This window comes from Achromobacter sp. ACM03 (assembly GCF_014851665.1).
Lineage (GTDB): Bacteria > Pseudomonadota > Gammaproteobacteria > Burkholderiales > Burkholderiaceae_B > Achromobacter > Achromobacter aegrifaciens.
The window spans coordinates 1-15,939 of record NZ_JACVAD010000004.1 but is presented as its reverse complement, the minus strand read 5'-3'; the positions used below and the strand labels follow the sequence as shown (position 1 = coordinate 15,939).

21 protein-coding genes and 1 pseudogene are annotated in these 15,939 nt (G+C 63.9%); 7 read left to right on the top strand and 15 right to left on the bottom strand.

Going from position 1 to position 15,939, the window contains the following annotated elements; translation table 11 throughout:
* Positions 1–271 precede the first annotated feature (271 nt).
* The gene (locus IB257_RS19340; RefSeq protein ID WP_125470774.1) at positions 272–1,024 is read right to left on the bottom strand and encodes an aspartyl/asparaginyl beta-hydroxylase domain-containing protein; all 753 of its coding nucleotides are present in this window, start codon (positions 1,022–1,024) and stop codon (positions 272–274) included.
* 192 nt (positions 1,025–1,216) lie between these two features.
* Here IB257_RS19340 and IB257_RS19335 point away from each other — a divergent pair, with 192 nt between their 5' ends.
* On the top strand, positions 1,217–2,644 hold the full coding sequence (locus IB257_RS19335; protein ID WP_054457266.1) for an NAD-dependent succinate-semialdehyde dehydrogenase: 1,428 nt from the start codon (positions 1,217–1,219) through the stop codon (positions 2,642–2,644).
* A 97-nt stretch (positions 2,645–2,741) separates the two neighbouring features.
* Here the strand turns inward: IB257_RS19335 and IB257_RS19330 are convergent, their stop codons facing one another.
* Positions 2,742–3,701: a helix-turn-helix domain-containing protein gene (locus IB257_RS19330; protein WP_054457269.1), complete on the bottom strand. Its 960-nt coding sequence runs from the start codon at positions 3,699–3,701 to the stop codon at positions 2,742–2,744.
* Between the two features lie 168 nt (positions 3,702–3,869).
* Between IB257_RS19330 and IB257_RS19325 the strand changes: the two genes are divergently transcribed.
* Genes IB257_RS19325 through IB257_RS19300 form a run of 6 tightly spaced genes read left to right on the top strand, consistent with a single transcriptional unit; the run spans position 3,870 to position 9,569 of the window.
* Positions 3,870–4,766: an alpha/beta fold hydrolase gene (locus tag IB257_RS19325; RefSeq protein ID WP_054457271.1), complete on the top strand. Its 897-nt coding sequence runs from the start codon at positions 3,870–3,872 to the stop codon at positions 4,764–4,766.
* 12 nt (positions 4,767–4,778) lie between these two features.
* A complete protein-coding gene (locus IB257_RS19320; protein ID WP_119449747.1) occupies positions 4,779–5,951 on the top strand; it encodes a substrate-binding domain-containing protein in 1,173 nt (390 codons plus the stop codon).
* A gap of 15 nt (positions 5,952–5,966) precedes the next feature.
* Complete coding sequence (locus IB257_RS19315) at positions 5,967–6,737, top strand: ABC transporter ATP-binding protein (RefSeq protein ID WP_192492692.1); 771 nt, start codon at positions 5,967–5,969, stop codon at positions 6,735–6,737.
* On the top strand, positions 6,734–7,483 hold the full coding sequence (locus tag IB257_RS19310) for an ABC transporter ATP-binding protein (RefSeq protein WP_054457277.1): 750 nt from the start codon (positions 6,734–6,736) through the stop codon (positions 7,481–7,483). The genes IB257_RS19315 and IB257_RS19310 overlap by 4 nt, the downstream gene beginning before the upstream one ends.
* Positions 7,480–8,490 carry a branched-chain amino acid ABC transporter permease gene (locus IB257_RS19305; RefSeq protein WP_054457279.1) on the top strand — a complete coding sequence of 337 codons (1,011 nt, stop codon included), beginning with the start codon at positions 7,480–7,482 and terminating at the stop codon, positions 8,488–8,490. The genes IB257_RS19310 and IB257_RS19305 overlap by 4 nt, the downstream gene beginning before the upstream one ends.
* An 11-nt stretch (positions 8,491–8,501) precedes the next feature.
* Entirely contained in the window at positions 8,502–9,569 is a 1,068-nt protein-coding gene (locus tag IB257_RS19300; protein WP_054457281.1) for a branched-chain amino acid ABC transporter permease, read from the top strand.
* 12 nt (positions 9,570–9,581) lie between these two features.
* On the opposite strand, the gene IB257_RS19295 is transcribed toward IB257_RS19300, so the two are convergent.
* The 13 genes and pseudogenes from IB257_RS19295 to IB257_RS19235 form a co-directional block, all read right to left on the bottom strand.
* Complete coding sequence (locus tag IB257_RS19295; protein WP_175160065.1) at positions 9,582–10,097, bottom strand: hypothetical protein; 516 nt, start codon at positions 10,095–10,097, stop codon at positions 9,582–9,584.
* A gap of 114 nt (positions 10,098–10,211) precedes the next feature.
* Positions 10,212–10,493, bottom strand: coding sequence for a 30S ribosomal protein S17 (rpsQ, locus tag IB257_RS19290; RefSeq protein WP_006216549.1), 282 nt, complete (start codon positions 10,491–10,493; stop codon positions 10,212–10,214).
* A gap of 2 nt (positions 10,494–10,495) precedes the next feature.
* Positions 10,496–10,687, bottom strand: a complete 192-nt coding sequence (rpmC, locus tag IB257_RS19285; RefSeq protein WP_003806912.1) for a 50S ribosomal protein L29 — start codon at positions 10,685–10,687, stop codon at positions 10,496–10,498.
* An 11-nt stretch (positions 10,688–10,698) separates the two neighbouring features.
* Positions 10,699–11,115 carry a 50S ribosomal protein L16 gene (gene rplP / locus IB257_RS19280; protein WP_006389610.1) on the bottom strand — a complete coding sequence of 139 codons (417 nt, stop codon included), beginning with the start codon at positions 11,113–11,115 and terminating at the stop codon, positions 10,699–10,701.
* Between the two features lie 2 nt (positions 11,116–11,117).
* A complete protein-coding gene (gene rpsC, locus IB257_RS19275) occupies positions 11,118–11,912 on the bottom strand; it encodes a 30S ribosomal protein S3 (RefSeq protein WP_042795906.1) in 795 nt (264 codons plus the stop codon).
* Between the two features lie 9 nt (positions 11,913–11,921).
* On the bottom strand, positions 11,922–12,251 hold the full coding sequence (gene rplV / locus IB257_RS19270; RefSeq protein WP_043541551.1) for a 50S ribosomal protein L22: 330 nt from the start codon (positions 12,249–12,251) through the stop codon (positions 11,922–11,924).
* A 3-nt stretch (positions 12,252–12,254) separates the two neighbouring features.
* On the bottom strand, positions 12,255–12,530 hold the full coding sequence (gene rpsS, locus IB257_RS19265) for a 30S ribosomal protein S19 (protein ID WP_006216555.1): 276 nt from the start codon (positions 12,528–12,530) through the stop codon (positions 12,255–12,257).
* Positions 12,531–12,542: 12 nt separating this feature from the next.
* The gene (gene rplB / locus IB257_RS19260; RefSeq protein WP_054457285.1) at positions 12,543–13,370 is read right to left on the bottom strand and encodes a 50S ribosomal protein L2; all 828 of its coding nucleotides are present in this window, start codon (positions 13,368–13,370) and stop codon (positions 12,543–12,545) included.
* The gene (gene rplW, locus IB257_RS19255) at positions 13,371–13,667 is read right to left on the bottom strand and encodes a 50S ribosomal protein L23 (protein ID WP_006216557.1); all 297 of its coding nucleotides are present in this window, start codon (positions 13,665–13,667) and stop codon (positions 13,371–13,373) included.
* Positions 13,664–14,284: a 50S ribosomal protein L4 gene (gene rplD, locus IB257_RS19250; protein WP_013397019.1), complete on the bottom strand. Its 621-nt coding sequence runs from the start codon at positions 14,282–14,284 to the stop codon at positions 13,664–13,666. The genes rplW and rplD overlap by 4 nt, the downstream gene beginning before the upstream one ends.
* A gap of 4 nt (positions 14,285–14,288) precedes the next feature.
* Positions 14,289–14,978 carry a 50S ribosomal protein L3 gene (gene rplC, locus IB257_RS19245; protein ID WP_008168945.1) on the bottom strand — a complete coding sequence of 230 codons (690 nt, stop codon included), beginning with the start codon at positions 14,976–14,978 and terminating at the stop codon, positions 14,289–14,291.
* Positions 14,979–15,425: 447 nt separating this feature from the next.
* On the bottom strand, positions 15,426–15,737 hold the full coding sequence (gene rpsJ, locus IB257_RS19240) for a 30S ribosomal protein S10 (RefSeq protein WP_003806903.1): 312 nt from the start codon (positions 15,735–15,737) through the stop codon (positions 15,426–15,428).
* 75 nt (positions 15,738–15,812) lie between these two features.
* Positions 15,813–15,939 (bottom strand): annotated as a pseudogene (locus IB257_RS19235) (elongation factor Tu); the annotation flags it as partial.

Genomic DNA, 15,939 nt, shown 5'->3' with positions numbered 1-15,939 from the left:
AGGTCTGCCGCCCTGCTTTTGTGTTGGCATGTCTGGAGCTTTCGCCCTACTCACGCAACTGGTTGGCAACGCAACGACCCTGGGTTGAAATCCTGCGGGTATTCCCCCAACACGTCGGGCTAACCTGCATAGGCGCGGGCCAACTCGATCGACAATCTGGGAAAGCTGATAATTCTAACGTGGTTAATTTTTGAGCGCAAGCACTTTGTGTGGATAACCCACAAAAGCCACGCTTTCCCCTTGACCGGGGTGAACCGAGGCTATCCGCCCCCTATTTCTGGCGGTAGTAGCCCTTCTCCCAGGCATCGTGGTTGGCCTTGCCGCGACGGATTTCGTCCGTGAAGGGGGCAGCCATGAGCACCAGGCGGTTGAGCCATTTTACCGGAGCGCGGCAGGGACGCTCGAAGTCCACGAAGAGCACGGCGCGCAGTCCGGCGGTGTCGTTATGGACCTGGTGCGGGTACAGGTCGTCGAACACCACCGCCTGCCCTTCGCGCCAACTGTAACGCTCGCCCCCGACCTCGATCCAGCATTGCTCGGCCGGTTCCGGTACCACCAGTCCCAGGTGCAGGCGCAGGACGCCGTTGTACGGGCCCGTGTGCAGCGGGATGCGCTTGCCGGCCTCCAGGATGGAGAAGAACGCCGTGCGGATGCCCGGAATTCCCTGCAGCGCCCGGGCGGTCGCCGGACAGCGCGCCAGATTGCGCTCGGAGCGCAGGCCGTAGCCCATGAAGACGAAAGTCTTCCATTGGTCGTCCGAGGTGATCTGGCCCACGTCCGGAGAGATTTCATGGAAGGCGGGCAGGTGCTGGCGTTCGGAGAGCAGGCCGGCCAACTCGGCGCGGATGGCGGGCGCCTGGGCCTCGAGCGCGGCGACCCAGGGAAACTGGCCATTGTCGAAAATGGGACGGTCGCCGACCAGCGAGGCCTGGGCGATCCGGTTGCGCAACCAGTCTATGAAACGGAAAAAGGTGCGCGAGTAGAAACTGGGCTTGCTGGGCGGACGCGCATCGAGGGGTTGCACAATAGGTAGCCGGATAGACAGCCAAAGATGCACCATTTTGTCCATGCCGGCGCGGGCACGCAAGACTTGCGCCAGCAGATTGGCTCCAAGGCGCCGCCGGGCATTGGCCCTCCCCGCCGCGGACAAGCTGGTTTAGACTGGCGTGGGCGACAGTGATCGCTATCCACTCCTATTTCGCAAGGGAAGACAGGCATGTATGAACAGTTGGCGCTGTATATCGACGGCGAATTCGTCGCCGGAGAGGGCAGGCGCACCCAGGACGTCATCAACCCGGCCACGCTGGAAGTTCTCGGCCAGCTGCCCCACGCCACCGAAGCGGATCTGGATCGCGCGCTAGCCGCCGCCCAGCGCGCGTTCGAGTCGTGGAAGAAATCCTCTCCCATGGACCGCTCGGCCATCCTGCGCAAGGTTGCGACGCTGTCGCGCGAACGCGCCCAGGAAATCGGCCGCAACATGACGCTGGACCAGGGCAAGCCGCTGGCCGAAGCCGTGGGCGAAGTCACCTCCTGCGCCGAACACGCCGACTGGCACGCCGAGGAATGCCGCCGCATCTACGGCCGCGTTGTCCCGCCGCGCAATCCTGACGTGCGCCAGATCGTGGTGCGCGAACCCATCGGCGTCTGCGCCGCGTTCACGCCCTGGAACTTCCCGTACAACCAGGCCATCCGCAAGATCGCCGCCGCCATCGGCGCCGGCTGCACGGTAGTGCTGAAGGGTCCCGAGGACTCGCCCAGCGCCGTCATGGCCATTGCGCGCATGTTCCACGACGCCGGCCTGCCCAAGGGCTGCCTGAACATCGTCTGGGGCGAACCCGCCAAGATCTCCGACTACCTGATCCGCTCGCCCATCGTGCGCAAGGTGTCGTTCACCGGCTCCGTGCCGGTGGGCAAGCAGCTGGCCGCGCTGGCCGGCGCCCACATGAAGCGCGTCACCATGGAACTGGGCGGCCACTCGCCCGTGCTGGTGTTCGACGACGCCGACATCGACCGCGCCGCCACCATGCTGGCCAAGTTCAAGGTCCGCAACGCCGGCCAGGTGTGCGTGTCGCCGACCCGCTTCTATGTCCAGAACGGCGCCTACGAGCAGTTCCTCGCGCGCTTCTCCGAAGTGCTGAAGAACATCAAGGTCGGCGACGGCCTGGAAGCCGGCACCGACATGGGCCCGCTGGCGCACGAGCGCCGCGTCCCCGCCATGAGCGCCTTCATCGACGACGCCAAGAAGCACGGCGGCAAGGTGGTGGTCGGCGGCGGCCCGCTGGACCGCAAGGGCTTCTTCTTCGCCCCCACGGTCGTGACCGAAGTGCCCGACAACTCCATGCTGATGACCGAGGAGCCCTTCGGCCCGGTCGCGCCGGTGGTCCGTTTCACGGATACCGATGAAGTGCTGCGCCGCGCGAACAGCCTGCCCTTCGGCCTGTCGTCCTACGTGTTCACGAACTCGCTGCAGACGGCCACCAAGGTCTCCAACGGCCTTGAAGCCGGCATGGTCAACATCAACCACTTCGGCAGCGCCCTGGCCGAGACGCCCTTCGGCGGCATCAAGGACAGCGGCATCGGCAGCGAAGGCGGTCTGGAAACGTTCGACGGCTACCTGGTCACGAAGTTCATCACGCACATCTGACCTGGCAGTGACAACAAAGCCCCGCAGGATTTCTGCGGGGCTTTTTTTTGCCTCATGCCTGGAGAACCGGGCCGGGATGTCCGCGGCAGAAGGCCGCTCAGGAACTTGCCCGCAAATCGCGCGGCGTCATGCCAAAGCGGCGCTTGAACAGTCGGCTGAAATGCGAGGGATGCGAGAAGCCCACTTGATAGGCCAGTTCGGCAATGCTGCGGTGGCTGTGCTGCGGACTCAACAAAAGCTCGCGGCACTTGTCGAGCCGCTGGTCGAAGATGAAGGATTCCACCGACAGGCCGCCCGCGCGCAGGATGCGATGCAGATAGGCCACCGACAAGCCGCAGCCCTGAGCCACCTGCTGCGGCGACAACGCGGGATCCGCCAGATGCTGGCGGATGTAGGCCAGCACGCGCTGCCGATGCGCCAGCGTGACGCTGCTGTCCGACTCCGATGCATGCCCCTGCCCTGATTGCACCAGAAACAGCACGATCAGGTCGATCAGGCGCTCGCCCAGTTCCGCCGCCTCGACATCCGACCAGCCGTCCACGCCTTTGAACAAGTGGTCCATGTAGCTGGCCAGCAAAGCGCCGCGCGGCGAACCGTCGTCGACGCGCAGCTTGTAGAAGGCGCCGACGCGGGAATCGCGCTGCAATAGCGCGCTGCGCGGAAAAGACACGCTCAGGCTGCGGTACCCCGCAGCGCCCTGTGCCGTGGCCTGGTAGGGCAGGCTCTGGTTCATCAGATAGACGCAGCCGGGTTCGACCTGGAACTCCCGCCCCTGCTGCTGCACAACCAGAGGTCCCGCCAGCGGCAGGCCGAAGGTATAGAACTCCTGATCCAGGCGCGACACGTTGCCGGCGGTGCGCTCCAGCTTCTGTCCCTGGTAATGGAGGTCGTTGAACTGCAGGCTGCCCCGCCGCGCGTAGCGCACATGTCCGGCGAAATTGTCGGGCCGGCCGCCATGCACCTCGAAGGGACCGAACGCGTGCGACAACGCCGCGCGCCATTCGTCGCGCCGGTCAGCGCCAGCGCTGGCCGAAATGGCGAATTCCGTATCGGACATGGTTCGGTCTCCTTGGACGCCTGCGCCGCGGCCGGGCGCTCGTGATCCTGCGTCTACATATTCTTGACTCACCCTGCTGCGGGGTGTCCGGCGCCTTGAAGGCGCGCTTGGCGCAAGTCTATATTCAGCCCGATAAGCACACAACCTGGACAACCCGGGAGGAGACTCATGGCACCAGCGCCCGCACCAGCCGGCCGCCACGCGCCGGCTTCGCGCTATCTGCGCTGCGCAGGCCGCGAGCTGCATTACACCGAATGGGGCGCCGCGGACGCGCCCCCCGTCATCATGTGGCATGGCCTGGCCCGCACTGGCCGCGACTTCGACGACCTGGCGCAGGCGCTGGCGGACGACTACCGCATCATCTGCCCGGACGCGATCGGCCGCGGCCTGTCGCAATGGAGCCCCGACCCGGTCGCCGAATACCAGCTCGACTTCTATGCAACGCTGGCCCGCGCCCTGGCGGACGGGCTGTCGCTGGATCGCGTGCGCTGGGTGGGAACGTCCATGGGCGGCGCCACCGGCATGCACGCTGCCGCCACGACCCTGCGCGACCGGATCTCGCACCTGGTCGTCAATGACATCGGGCCCGAACTGCCGCAGGCCGCCATCGACCGCATCGTGGCCTATGTCGGCGCGCCGCCGGCCTTCGATACGGTCACCGAACTCGAAGCCTGGCTGCGCGTCGCCTATAAGCCCTACGGCTGGCAGAGCGACGAGCAATGGCGCCGTATGGCAGAAACATCCGTGCGCCGGCTGCCGGACGGCCGGATCACCCTGCACTACGATCCGGCCATCGTCGGCCAGTTCAGCAACCACCCGCGGGACTACGACCGCTGGAATGGTTACGACTCGCTGCGCATGCCGCTGCTGTTGCTGCGCGGCGCCGATTCGGACCTGCTGCTGCCCGAAGTCGCCGACGCCATGACCCGCCGCGGGCCGCGCGCGCAGCGCATCGACTTCCCCGATTGCGGCCACGCCCCTGCTCTCAATGTCGCTGCGCAGATCGACGCCATCCGCCAGTTCCTTGCCACGCCGGACCACACGGCGGCTGACCGCCCCCAATAACAGGAGATACCCATGAAACGCGTCCTGCTCGCCGCGCTCGCCGGCCTCTGCATGAATTCCGCCATCGCGGCGAAAGACTTCGTCGTCGCCCACGTCTACGACAAGACCGGCCCCCTGGAGGCCTACGCCAAGCAAACCCAGAACGGCCTGATGCTGGGGCTGGAATATGCGACGCAAGGCACCATGACGGTCGCCGGGCGCAAGATCCGTGTGATCGAAAAGGACAACCAGGGCAAGCCCGACGTGGCGCGCGCGCAGTTGGCCTCGGCCTACGCGGACGACAACGCCGACATCGCCGTCGGCCCCACCTCTTCCGGCGTCGCGCTGGCGATGCTGCCCATCGCCGAGGAGTACGAAAAGATCCTGCTGGTCGAACCCGCGGTGGCGGATTCGATCACGGGCGACAAGTGGAACAAGTACATCTTCCGCACCGGCCGCAATTCGTCGCAGGACGCTATCGCCAACGCGGTCGCCTTCGACCAGGCCGGCACGTCGATCGCCATGCTGGCGCAGGACTACGCCTTCGGCCGCGACGGCGTGAAGGCGTTCAAGGGCGCCTTGAAGAACGCCAAGATCGTGCACGAGGAATACCTGCCCGCCAACGCCACCGACTTCACCGCCGGCGCGCAGCGCCTGTTCGATGCGTTGAAGGACAAGCCGGGCCGCAAGATCATCTTCATCCTGTGGGCGGGCGCGGGCAACCCGTTCAAGATCGCCGACCTGGACCCCAAGCGCTTCGGCATCGAGATCGCCACGGGCGGCAACACGCTGGCCGCGATGACGCCGCTGAAGTCGCTGGCGGGCATGGAAGGCGCCACCTATTACTACTACGGCATCCCCAAGAATCCGATCAACGACTGGCTGGTGGCGGAACACCAGAAGCGCTACGGCCAGCCGCCGGACTTCTTCACCGCAGGCGGCATGGCCTCGGGCATCGCCATCGCCACCGCGCTGGCCAAGACCAAGGGCGACTCCGATACCGACACGCTGATCAAGGCCATGGAAGGCATGAGCTTCGAGACGCCCAAGGGCAAGATGACCTTCCGCCCCGAGGACCACCAGGCCATGCAGTCCATGTACCACTTCCGCATCAAGAACGATCCGTCGGTGCCGTGGGCCGTGCAGGATCTGGTCAAGGAAATCACGCCGGACCAGATGTCGGTGCCAATCCAGAACAAACGCTGAGCGCGTAGCCCATCCATGCTGGAAACCCAATCGCTCACGATCCGTTTCGGCGGACACGTGGCGGTCAATGAAGTCAGCTGCAGCTTTGCGCCTGGCACCCTGACCGCCATAGTCGGCCCAAACGGCGCGGGCAAGACCACCTACTTCAACCTTATTTCCGGGCAGCTGCGCGCCAGCGCCGGGACGGTGCGCCTGAACAGGCGCGACCTGACCCCGCTGGCCGCCCCCGCGCGCATGCATGCGGGACTGGGGCGTGCCTTTCAGCTGACCCAGCTGTTCCCGCGCCTGAGCGTGCATGAGAACGTGCGCCTGGCCCTGCAATCGCGCCAGCAAGGCATGAGCTGGCGCCAGATCCGGTTCTGGCGCACCTGGAGCGACGACCGGGGCCTGATCGAACGCGCCGACGCGCTGCTGGAACGCACCCGCCTGTCCGCGCGCCGTGACCAGCCTGCCGCCGACTTGCCGCACGGCGACCAGCGCAAGCTGGAGATCGCCATGCTGATCGCGCTGGAGCCGCAGGTTTTCATGTTCGACGAACCGACGGCAGGCATGAGCGTGGACGACGTGCCCGTCGTGCTGGACCTGATCCGCGAACTCAAGAACGATCCGACGAAAACGATTCTGCTCGTGGAGCACAAGATGGACGTGGTGCGCGAACTGGCGGACCGCATCGTGGTGCTGCACAACGGCCAGCTGATGGCCGACGGCGACCCGGCGGCGGTGATCGCCTCGCCCATCGTGCAGCAGGCCTATCTGGGCGTGAGCCCGGCGGAGAAGGCGGCATGACGCAGGCGTTGCTGGAATTGAAGAACGTGCACACCCACATCGGCGCGTACCACATCCTGCACGGCGTGGACCTGACGGTCGCGCCGGCGGCCGTGACCATGCTGCTGGGCCGCAACGGCGCCGGCAAGACCACCACGCTGCGCACCATCATGGGATTGTGGCGCGCATCGCAAGGCCAGGTGAGCTTTGACGGCACGCCCGTCGGCGGCCCGGGCACGCGCACCTCGCCGCCCGACATGGCACGCATGGGCATGGCTTACGTGCCCGAAAGCATGGGCATCTTCGCCGACCTGTCCGTGAAGGAGAACATCCTGCTCGCGGCGCGCCAGGCCAGGAACGCCAGCCAGCTGGATACGGCGCGGCTGGAATGGATTTTCGGGTTCTTTCCGGCATTGAAGAAGTTCTGGCTACATCCCGCCGGCAAGCTGTCGGGCGGTCAAAAGCAGATGCTGGCCGTGGCGCGCGCCATCATCGAGCCGCGCCGGCTGCTGCTGGTGGATGAGCCCAGCAAAGGCCTGGCGCCCGCCATCATCCAGAACATGATCGACGCCTTCATTGAACTGAAGCAGGCGTCCACCACCATCCTGCTGGTCGAGCAGAACTTCAACTTCGCGCGCCTGGTCGGCGACCACGTCGCCGTGATGGACAACGGCCGCGTCGTCCATGCAGGCGGCATGGCCGAACTGGCCGCGGACGATGAACTACAGACGCGCCTCTTGGGCCTGTCGCTGGGAAGCCATCAATGAGCACGCTCGAACTCGATACCCCGCTGCCGCGCGTGCGCGCGGACCTGCGCCCCGTGCTGCTGGTGGTCGCGCTGGCCGCACTTGCCCTGCCCCTGGTGGGTTCCTTCTCCACCTGGGTCACCCTGACCCTGGCGGGGCTGGCCATGGGCATGATCATCTTCATCGTGGCCTCGGGCATGACGCTGGTCTTCGGCCTGATGGACGTGTTGAACTTCGGCCACGGCCTGTTCATCGCAATCGGCGCGTACATGGCCGCAACCGTGCTGGGCTCCATGGCCGACTGGACCCAGTCGGGCAGCTTGTGGATCAACCTGGGCGCGGTGCTGCCCGCCATGATCGTCGGCATGCTGGTCGCGGGCGCAGTGGGCCTGGCGTTCGAACGCGTCATCGTGCGGCCTGTCTACGGCCAGCATCTGAAGCAGATCCTCATCACCATGGGCGGCATGATCATCGGCGAGGAGATCATCAAGATGCTGTGGGGTCCGCAGACGATTTCCCTACCGCTGCCCGAGGCGCTGCGCGGCGCATTCCTGCTGGGCGATGCCGCCATCGAGAAGTTCCGCATTGTCGCCCTGCTGACGGGGCTGCTGGTGCTGGCCGGCATGCTGTGGCTGCTCAACCGAACCAAGCTGGGCCTTCTGATCCGCGCTGGCGTCGAGGACCGCGAGATGGTGGAAAGCCTGGGCTACCGCATCCGTCATCTGTTCGTCGGCGTGTTCGTGGCCGGCTCGATGCTGGCGGGACTGGGCGGCGTGCTATGGGGCATGTACCAGCAATCGGTCGTGCCGCAGCTGGGCGCGCAGGTCAACGTGCTGATCTTCATCGTCATCATGATCGGCGGCCTGGGTTCCACTGTGGGCTGCCTGATCGGCGCGCTGCTGGTGGGGCTGATGGCCAACTACACCGGCTTCCTGCTGCCCAAGGCCGCCCTGTTCTCGAACATCGCGCTGATGGTCGCCATCTTGCTGTGGCGTCCCCAAGGCGTGTACCCGGTCACGAATCGCTAGGAACCGCCGACATGTCCGTACGCCTGCTTTCCGGCGATCCTCCGCGCAGCACGCTGCTGGCCCTGGCGCTTATCGCCATCGTGGCCCTGCTTGCCGCCGCACCCTTCCTCTTTCCCGGTCCCAAGTCGCTGGCGGTGGCCGCGAAGATCCTGGTGTTCGTGATCCTGGTCGCGAGCTATGACTTGCTGCTGGGCTACACCGGCATCGTCAGCTTTGCGCACACCATGTTCTTCGGCATCGGCGCGTATGGCGTGGCGATCGCCAGCATCCGCATGGAACCGGGCTGGACCGCGGTGTTCGCAGGCCTGGGCGGCGGCCTGGTGGTATCACTTGCGTTCGCCTTGCTGATCGGCCTGGCCAGCCTGCGCGTGCGCGCGATCTTCTACGCCATGATCACCCTGGCCGTCGCCGCGGCGTTCCAGACGCTGGTGTCGCAATTGTCCGATCTGACGGGCGGCGAGGATGGGCTGAACTTCAAGGTGCCGCAGATGCTGCGGCCGGCCTTCCGGCCTTTCTCGGAGCAGATCTTCGGCGTGACGGTGGACGGCCGCGTCATCACCTACTACCTGATCGCAGCGGTCTGCGTGGTGCTGTTCCTGCTGTTGCTGCGCATCGTGAATTCGCCCTTCGGCCGGGTGTTGCAAGCCATACGCGAGAACCCGTTCCGCGCCGAAGCCATCGGCTACCGCACGGTGCTTTACCGCAGCCTGTCCAATCTGCTGGCGGCCGCCTTCGCCACGCTTGCGGGCGCCATGTACGCGCTCTGGCTGCGCTACAACGGCCCGGATACCTCGCTGTCGTTCGAGATCATGCTCAACATTCTGCTGATGCTGGTGATCGGCGGGATGGGCACCATGTACGGCGCCGTGGTGGGCGCAAGCCTGTTCGTGTTCGCGCAGAGCTATCTGCAAGATGGGCTCCACGTGATCCACGACGCGGTGTCGGGCGTGGCGCCGTTGGCGCTGCTGTTCGAGCCAGACCGGTGGCTGTTGTGGCTGGGAATCCTGTTCGTGGTGTCGGTCTATTACTTCCCGACGGGAATCGCGGGGCGGTTGCGGGAACTGGCGCGGCGCCCTTGACGGGGCCGGCCCTCAGCGGCCACGCTGCCCCAACGCATCGGCCTCGCGCCGCAATCCGTCGACGCGCCGCTGCATGTCATCCAGGCTGCGGCGCGTGTCCTGGGCGCCGCGGTCCAGCTGCGAACCGGACGGGGTCGGCGTCAGAGCCGGCATGGTCATGTCGCCGCCCGGCTTCAATGGAATCATCGTCGGTGGATGCGATCCGGCCGCAGGCTTCTCGCTGAAGAGCTTCTCCAGCATCCGCATCTGTTCCCTGCGTTCCCCGATGGCCCGATCCTGGTCCATCAAGGCCTGCTCATTCGCGTCTTCAGTGCCGAAGATCGCCGCGTGATCGCGCGACAGGCCGTCCATGCGTACCCTGGCATCGGGACCGGCGTCGAGCAAGGCGCGGCCCAGGGCTGCAGGATCCTGCGCCGGCGATGGCTGCTGTCCCGACGGCGCGGCAGTCTGAGCGGCGGCCGGCAGCGCCGCCATCCATGCGCAAGCCATCAACAAGCCAAACCGCGCCGCATTCATGAAACCGCGCATGATGTCCTGATTCCTGAGTTCGAAGCAAAAGGTCCGGGCGAAAAAAAACGGCAAGGGTTTGATCCCTTGCCGTCTTATATCAGAACGGCGCGCCGTTCCGATGTACTGCTTTACTTAGATGATACGTGCGGCTTCAACCAGACGCACCACGCGCCACGACTTCGAGCGCGAGATGGGACGGCCTTCAGCGATTTCAACCGTATCGCCTTCGTTGTACTGGTTCGATTCATCGTGCGCCTTGTACTTCGCGGAACGCATGATGATCTTGCCGAAGATGGGGTGCTTGACGCGGCGCTCAACGAGCACGACGACAGTCTTGTCCATCTTGTTGCTGACGACCTTGCCAACCAGCGTGCGCTGGCGCTTGGCCACTTGGGTGTTTTGAGTTTCGCTCATCTTTATTTCCCTGCCTTCTCGGTCAGCAAGGTACGAACGCGCGCGATGTCGCGACGCACGTTGCGCAGCTGGCTGGTGTTGGCCAGTTGCTGCGTGGCCTTCTGCATGCGCAGACCGAATTGTGCCTTCAGCAGGCTTTCGAGCTCTTTGCCGAGCTCGGCGGCATCTTTCGAACGGAGTTCGCTAGCTTTCATGTTAGTACTCCTTAAGCACCGATATGACGCGCGACGAACGTGGTCGAAATCGGCAGCTTGGCAGCGGCCAGGCGGAAAGCTTCACGCGCGAGCTCTTCGCTAACCCCTTCCATTTCGTAGAGCACCTTGCCGGGCTGAATTTCAGCAACCCAGTACTCCGGGTTGCCCTTACCGTTACCCATACGGACTTCGGCAGGCTTCTGCGAGATGGGCTTATCCGGGAAAATGCGAATCCAGATACGGCCGCCACGCTTGATGTGACGATTGATGGCACGACGAGCAGCTTCGATCTGGCGAGCGGTCAGACGGCCACGGCCGGTGGCCTTCAGACCGAATTCGCCGAACGACACGTGGGTACCACGGGTCGCCAGACCGGTGTTGCGGCCCTTCTGCTCTTTGCGATACTTTCTGCGAGAGGGTTGCAGCATGGTTATTCTCCTTCAGGCGCCGGAGCAGCGTCCGCCTTGCGGGGACCACCACGACCACGACCACCCGGACGACCGGTGCGAGCACCGTCCGGACGATCACCACGCGGAGCGCGGCGCGGACGACGTTCTTCTTCGCGCGGGGCAGCGGTTTCCGGCGGCAATTCGCCGTTGGCCAGCATGTCGCCCTTGTAGACCCAGACCTTGATGCCGATCACGCCATAGGTCGTGTGGGCTTCGGAGGTGCCGTAGTCGATGTTGGCCTTCAGGGTGTGCAGCGGCACACGGCCTTCGCGATACCACTCGGTGCGAGCAATTTCGATACCGTTCAGACGGCCCGAGCTCATGATCTTGATGCCTTGGGCACCCAGACGCATGGCGTTCTGCATCGCGCGCTTCATGGCGCGACGGAACATGATGCGCTTCTCGAGCTGTTGCGAGATCGAGTCGGCGATCAGTTGAGCATCGGTTTCCGGCTTGCGGATTTCTTCGATGTTGACGTGCACAGGCACGCCCATCAGACGCTGCAGATCAGCCTTCAGGCTTTCGATGTCTTCGCCGCGCTTGCCGATCACCACGCCCGGACGAGCCGAGTAGACGGTGATGCGGGCATTCTTGGCAGGACGCTCGATGATCACGCGACCGACGGAGGCGCTCTTGAGCTTCTTCTTCAGGTACTCGCGAACGCGAATGTCTTCGGCCAGCATCGAGCCGAAGGCCTTGTCGTCGGCGAACCAACGCGAGGACCAATTACGGGTGACCGCGAGACGGAACCCAGTGGGGTGAATTTTCTGACCCATCGTGACTCCTTAAGCTCCGACCTTGACCGTGATGTGGCAGGTCTGCTTCTCGATACGGTTGCCGCGGCCCTTGGCGCGAGCGGAGAAGCGCTTCATCGACTGAGCCTTGTCCACGAAGATCGTGGTGACTTTCAGTTCGTCGATGTCGGCGCCGTCATTGTGCTCGGCGTTGGCGATGGCGGATTCGACAGCCTTCTTCAGGATGGCGGCCGCCTTCTTCGGCGAGAAGGTGAGGATGTTCAGCGCTTGCGAGACGGACTTGCCGCGGATCAGGTCCGCAACCAGTCGGGTCTTTTGAGCGGAGATGTGAACCCCACGGATAATGGCAGTAGTTTCCATCGCTTACCTCTTCGCCTTCTTGTCCGCGGCGTGACCCTTGAACGTACGGGTCAGCGCGAACTCGCCCAGCTTGTGACCGACCATGTTCTCGTTGATGTAAACGGGAACGTGCTGCTTGCCGTTGTGCACAGCGATCGTCAGACCGATGAACTCGGGCAGGATCGTGGAGCGACGCGACCAGGTCTTGATCGGCTTCTTGTCTTTGCCCGCGACGGCCGTGTCCACCTTTTTGATCAGGTGAGCATCGACAAACGGGCCTTTCTTGATCGAACGTGACATAGTGTTCGCCTCTTACTTGCGCTTGCGCCGTTGGACGATCATATTGTTCGTCCGCTTGTTGCGACGGGTCTTGTAACCCTTCGCCGGAGTGCCCCACGGGCTGACCGGTTCGCGTGCTTCGCCGGTACGGCCTTCGCCGCCACCGTGCGGGTGATCCACCGGGTTCATGGCAACGCCACGAACCGTCGGGCGGACACCGCGCCAACGCATTGCACCGGCCTTGCCGATTTGGCGCAGGCTGTGTTCTTCGTTACCGACTTCACCGATGGTGGCGCGGCATTCGATGTGCACACGGCGGACTTCACCCGAGCGCAGACGCACTTGAGCGTAGATGCCTTCGCGAGCCAGCAGGACGGCGGAAGCGCCGGCCGAACGGACCATCTGGGCACCCTTGCCAGGCAGCATTTCGACGCAGTGAATCGTCGTACCCACCGGGATGTTGCGGATCGGCAGCGTGTTGCCAGCGCGGATCGGGGCTTCGACGCCCGACAGCAGCGTGGCGCCAACTTCCAGACCGCGCGGAGCGATGATGTAGCGACGTTCGCCGTCGGCGTAGCACAGCAGAGCGATGTGCGCCGTACGGTTGGGGTCATATTCCAGACGCTCGACCTTTGCCGGGATGCCATCCTTGTCGCGACGGAAGTCGACGACGCGGTAGTGCTGCTTGTGGCCACCGCCACGATGACGGATCGTGATGTGACCGTTGTTGTTACGGCCAGAACCACGGGTCTTCTTTTCCAGCAGCGGCGCGTAGGGCTCACCCTTGTGCAGGTTCGGGCTGACAACCTTCACCATGCCACGGCGGCCAGCCGAAGTCGGCTTAACTTTTACGAGGGCCATTTACTTCACCTCCGCAAAGTCGATTTCCTGGCCGTCCTTGAGCGACACGTAAGCCTTGCGCTCATTGCGACGACGGCCAACGAATCGGCCAAAGCGCTTGACTTTGCCCTTACGGTTGAGGACCTGCACGGACTCGACCTGCACCTTGAAGAGCAGTTCGACGGCAGCCTTGATTTCCGGCTTGGTAGCGTCAGCCACGACACGGAAAGCGACTTGCTGATTCTTCTCGGCAACGAAGGTGGCCTTTTCGGTCACGATCGGGGCCAGAATGACTTGCATCAAGCGTTCAGCGTTCATCCCAGCATCTCCTCGAGTTGAGCGATGGCCGGCTTGGTGATCAGCACTTTCTTGTAGTGGACCAGCGACAACGGATCGGCATAACGGGGCTCGACAACAGCAACGTGCGGCAGGTTGCGGGTGGCGAGGTAAACATTTTCATCAACGCTGTCGGTGATGATCAGGACCGAGTCCAGGCCCAGGCTCTTCAGCTTGGCAGCTGCGTCCTTGGTCTTGGGCGATGCCAGATCAAACGATTCGACGACGGCGATGCGGTCTTCGCGAGCGAGCTGCGACAGGATCGAACGGATCCCGGCGCGGTACATCTTCTTGTTGACCTTCTGGCTGAAGTTCTCTTCGGGCGAGTTCGGGAAAATCCGACCACCGCCACGCCACAGCGGCGACGAAGTCATACCGGCGCGAGCGCGGCCGGTACCCTTCTGGCGCCAGGGCTTCTTGGTCGAGTGCTTGACTTCAGTGCGATCCTTCTGAGCGCGGTTACCCGAACGGGCGTTGGCTTGGAAAGCCACCACGATCTGATGAATCAGCGCTTCGTTGAAGTCACGGCCGAAGATGGTGTCCGGTGCGCTGAACGTAGCAGCGGCCTGACCTTGGTCGTTCAGGAGCTTGAGATCCATTTACTTACGCTCCCTTCTTGGCCGGGGCCTTGATGGCCGGGCGCACGACGATGTCGGCGCCAGCGTGGCCGGGGACAGCGCCCTTGACCAGCAGCAGGCCGCGCTCAACGTCAACGCGAACGACGTCGAGGTTTTGAACGGTGCGGGTGACATCACCCAGGTGACCGGCCATGCGCTTACCCGGGAAAATACGGCCCGGATCTTGAGCTTGACCAATCGAGCCCGGGACGCGGTGCGAACGGGAGTTACCGTGCGACGCGCGCTGCGAACCGAAGTTGTGACGCTTGATGGTACCGGCGAAGCCTTTACCAATGGTGGTGCCCGTGACGTCGACCTGTTGGCCGGCTTCGAACACCGATTCCACGGCGATCACGGAACCGGCCGCAAATTCAGCGGCGCGAGCGGGATCAAGGCGGAATTCTTTGAGGATGCTACCGGCTTCAGCGCCGGCTTTGGCGTAGTGGCCCGTTTGCGGCTGAGCCACACGCGAGGCACGACGAGTGCCATAAGCCACTTGGATCGCGGCGTAGCCGTCGGTTTCCAGCGACTTAACTTGGGTCACGCGGTTGTTCGACACGTCCAGCACGGTCACCGGGATGGATTCACCTTCCTCGGTAAAAATGCGGGTCATGCCGACCTTGCGACCCACCAGCCCCAGCCGGTGAGCGGCGGGCGTGGGTGTCGAATTCGACATCGTTTTCTCCATTCCCGACTGCGATTGGTCGGGGCTAATCAGGCAAAAGGTAACGGCCTTTGCCCTACGACTATGTTCAACCTGGTACGAATTCCGGCGGGGGCCGCCTTTCTTTTTCCCATAGTTGCTCTTGCCACAAAATGGCAAGCTTCGCATATTAGCACGTTTTTTCCAGTGGACACAAGCACTTAGCGCGCTTCGGCGCCACTGCAAAGGGCAAATTCACCACAGCCAGCATAAGCAGACCGCCTTGGCGGCGTTGGCTGGGGCTGAATCCGGTAGTGAGCGCCTGCTAACAAAATCCGGAAGGAAACGTTTGGGCGCCCTGCCCGCCCGGAACCGGGCGTCGCGCTCAGCGGTTCCAAAACAAAATGGCCGCACTCCCGAGGGATGCGGCCATTTTTATTTCGTGCCTGCCGGCGAAGGTAGCAGGCACGAAGCGCTTTATTATTGCAGCGCGATTTCGACGTCGACGCCGGCCGGCAGGTCCAGACGCATCAGAGCGTCAACGGTCTTGTCGGTGGGATCAACGATGTCCATCAGGCGCTGGTGCGTACGGATTTCGAACTGGTCGCGCGACGTCTTGTTGACGTGCGGCGAGCGCAGGACGTCGTAGCGACGGATACGCGTGGGCAGCGGCACCGGACCGCGGACAACTGCGCCGGTACGCTTGGCGGTATCGACGATTTCAGCGGCCGATTGATCGATCAGCTTGTAATCGAAGGCTTTCAAGCGGATACGGATCTTTTGGTTTTTCATGGCGTTTCCTAAAGAACGAGAGGCGAAGGCGACGAGGCCGCCCTCGCTGGTTGTGTGCTGCTTAAGTGATCCGAATTACTTCAGGATCTTGGCGACGACGCCGGCGCCGACGGTACGACCGCCTTCACGGATGGCGAAACGCAGGCCTTCTTCCATGGCGATGGGGGCCAGCAGCTTGACCGTCATGGCCACGTTGTCGCCC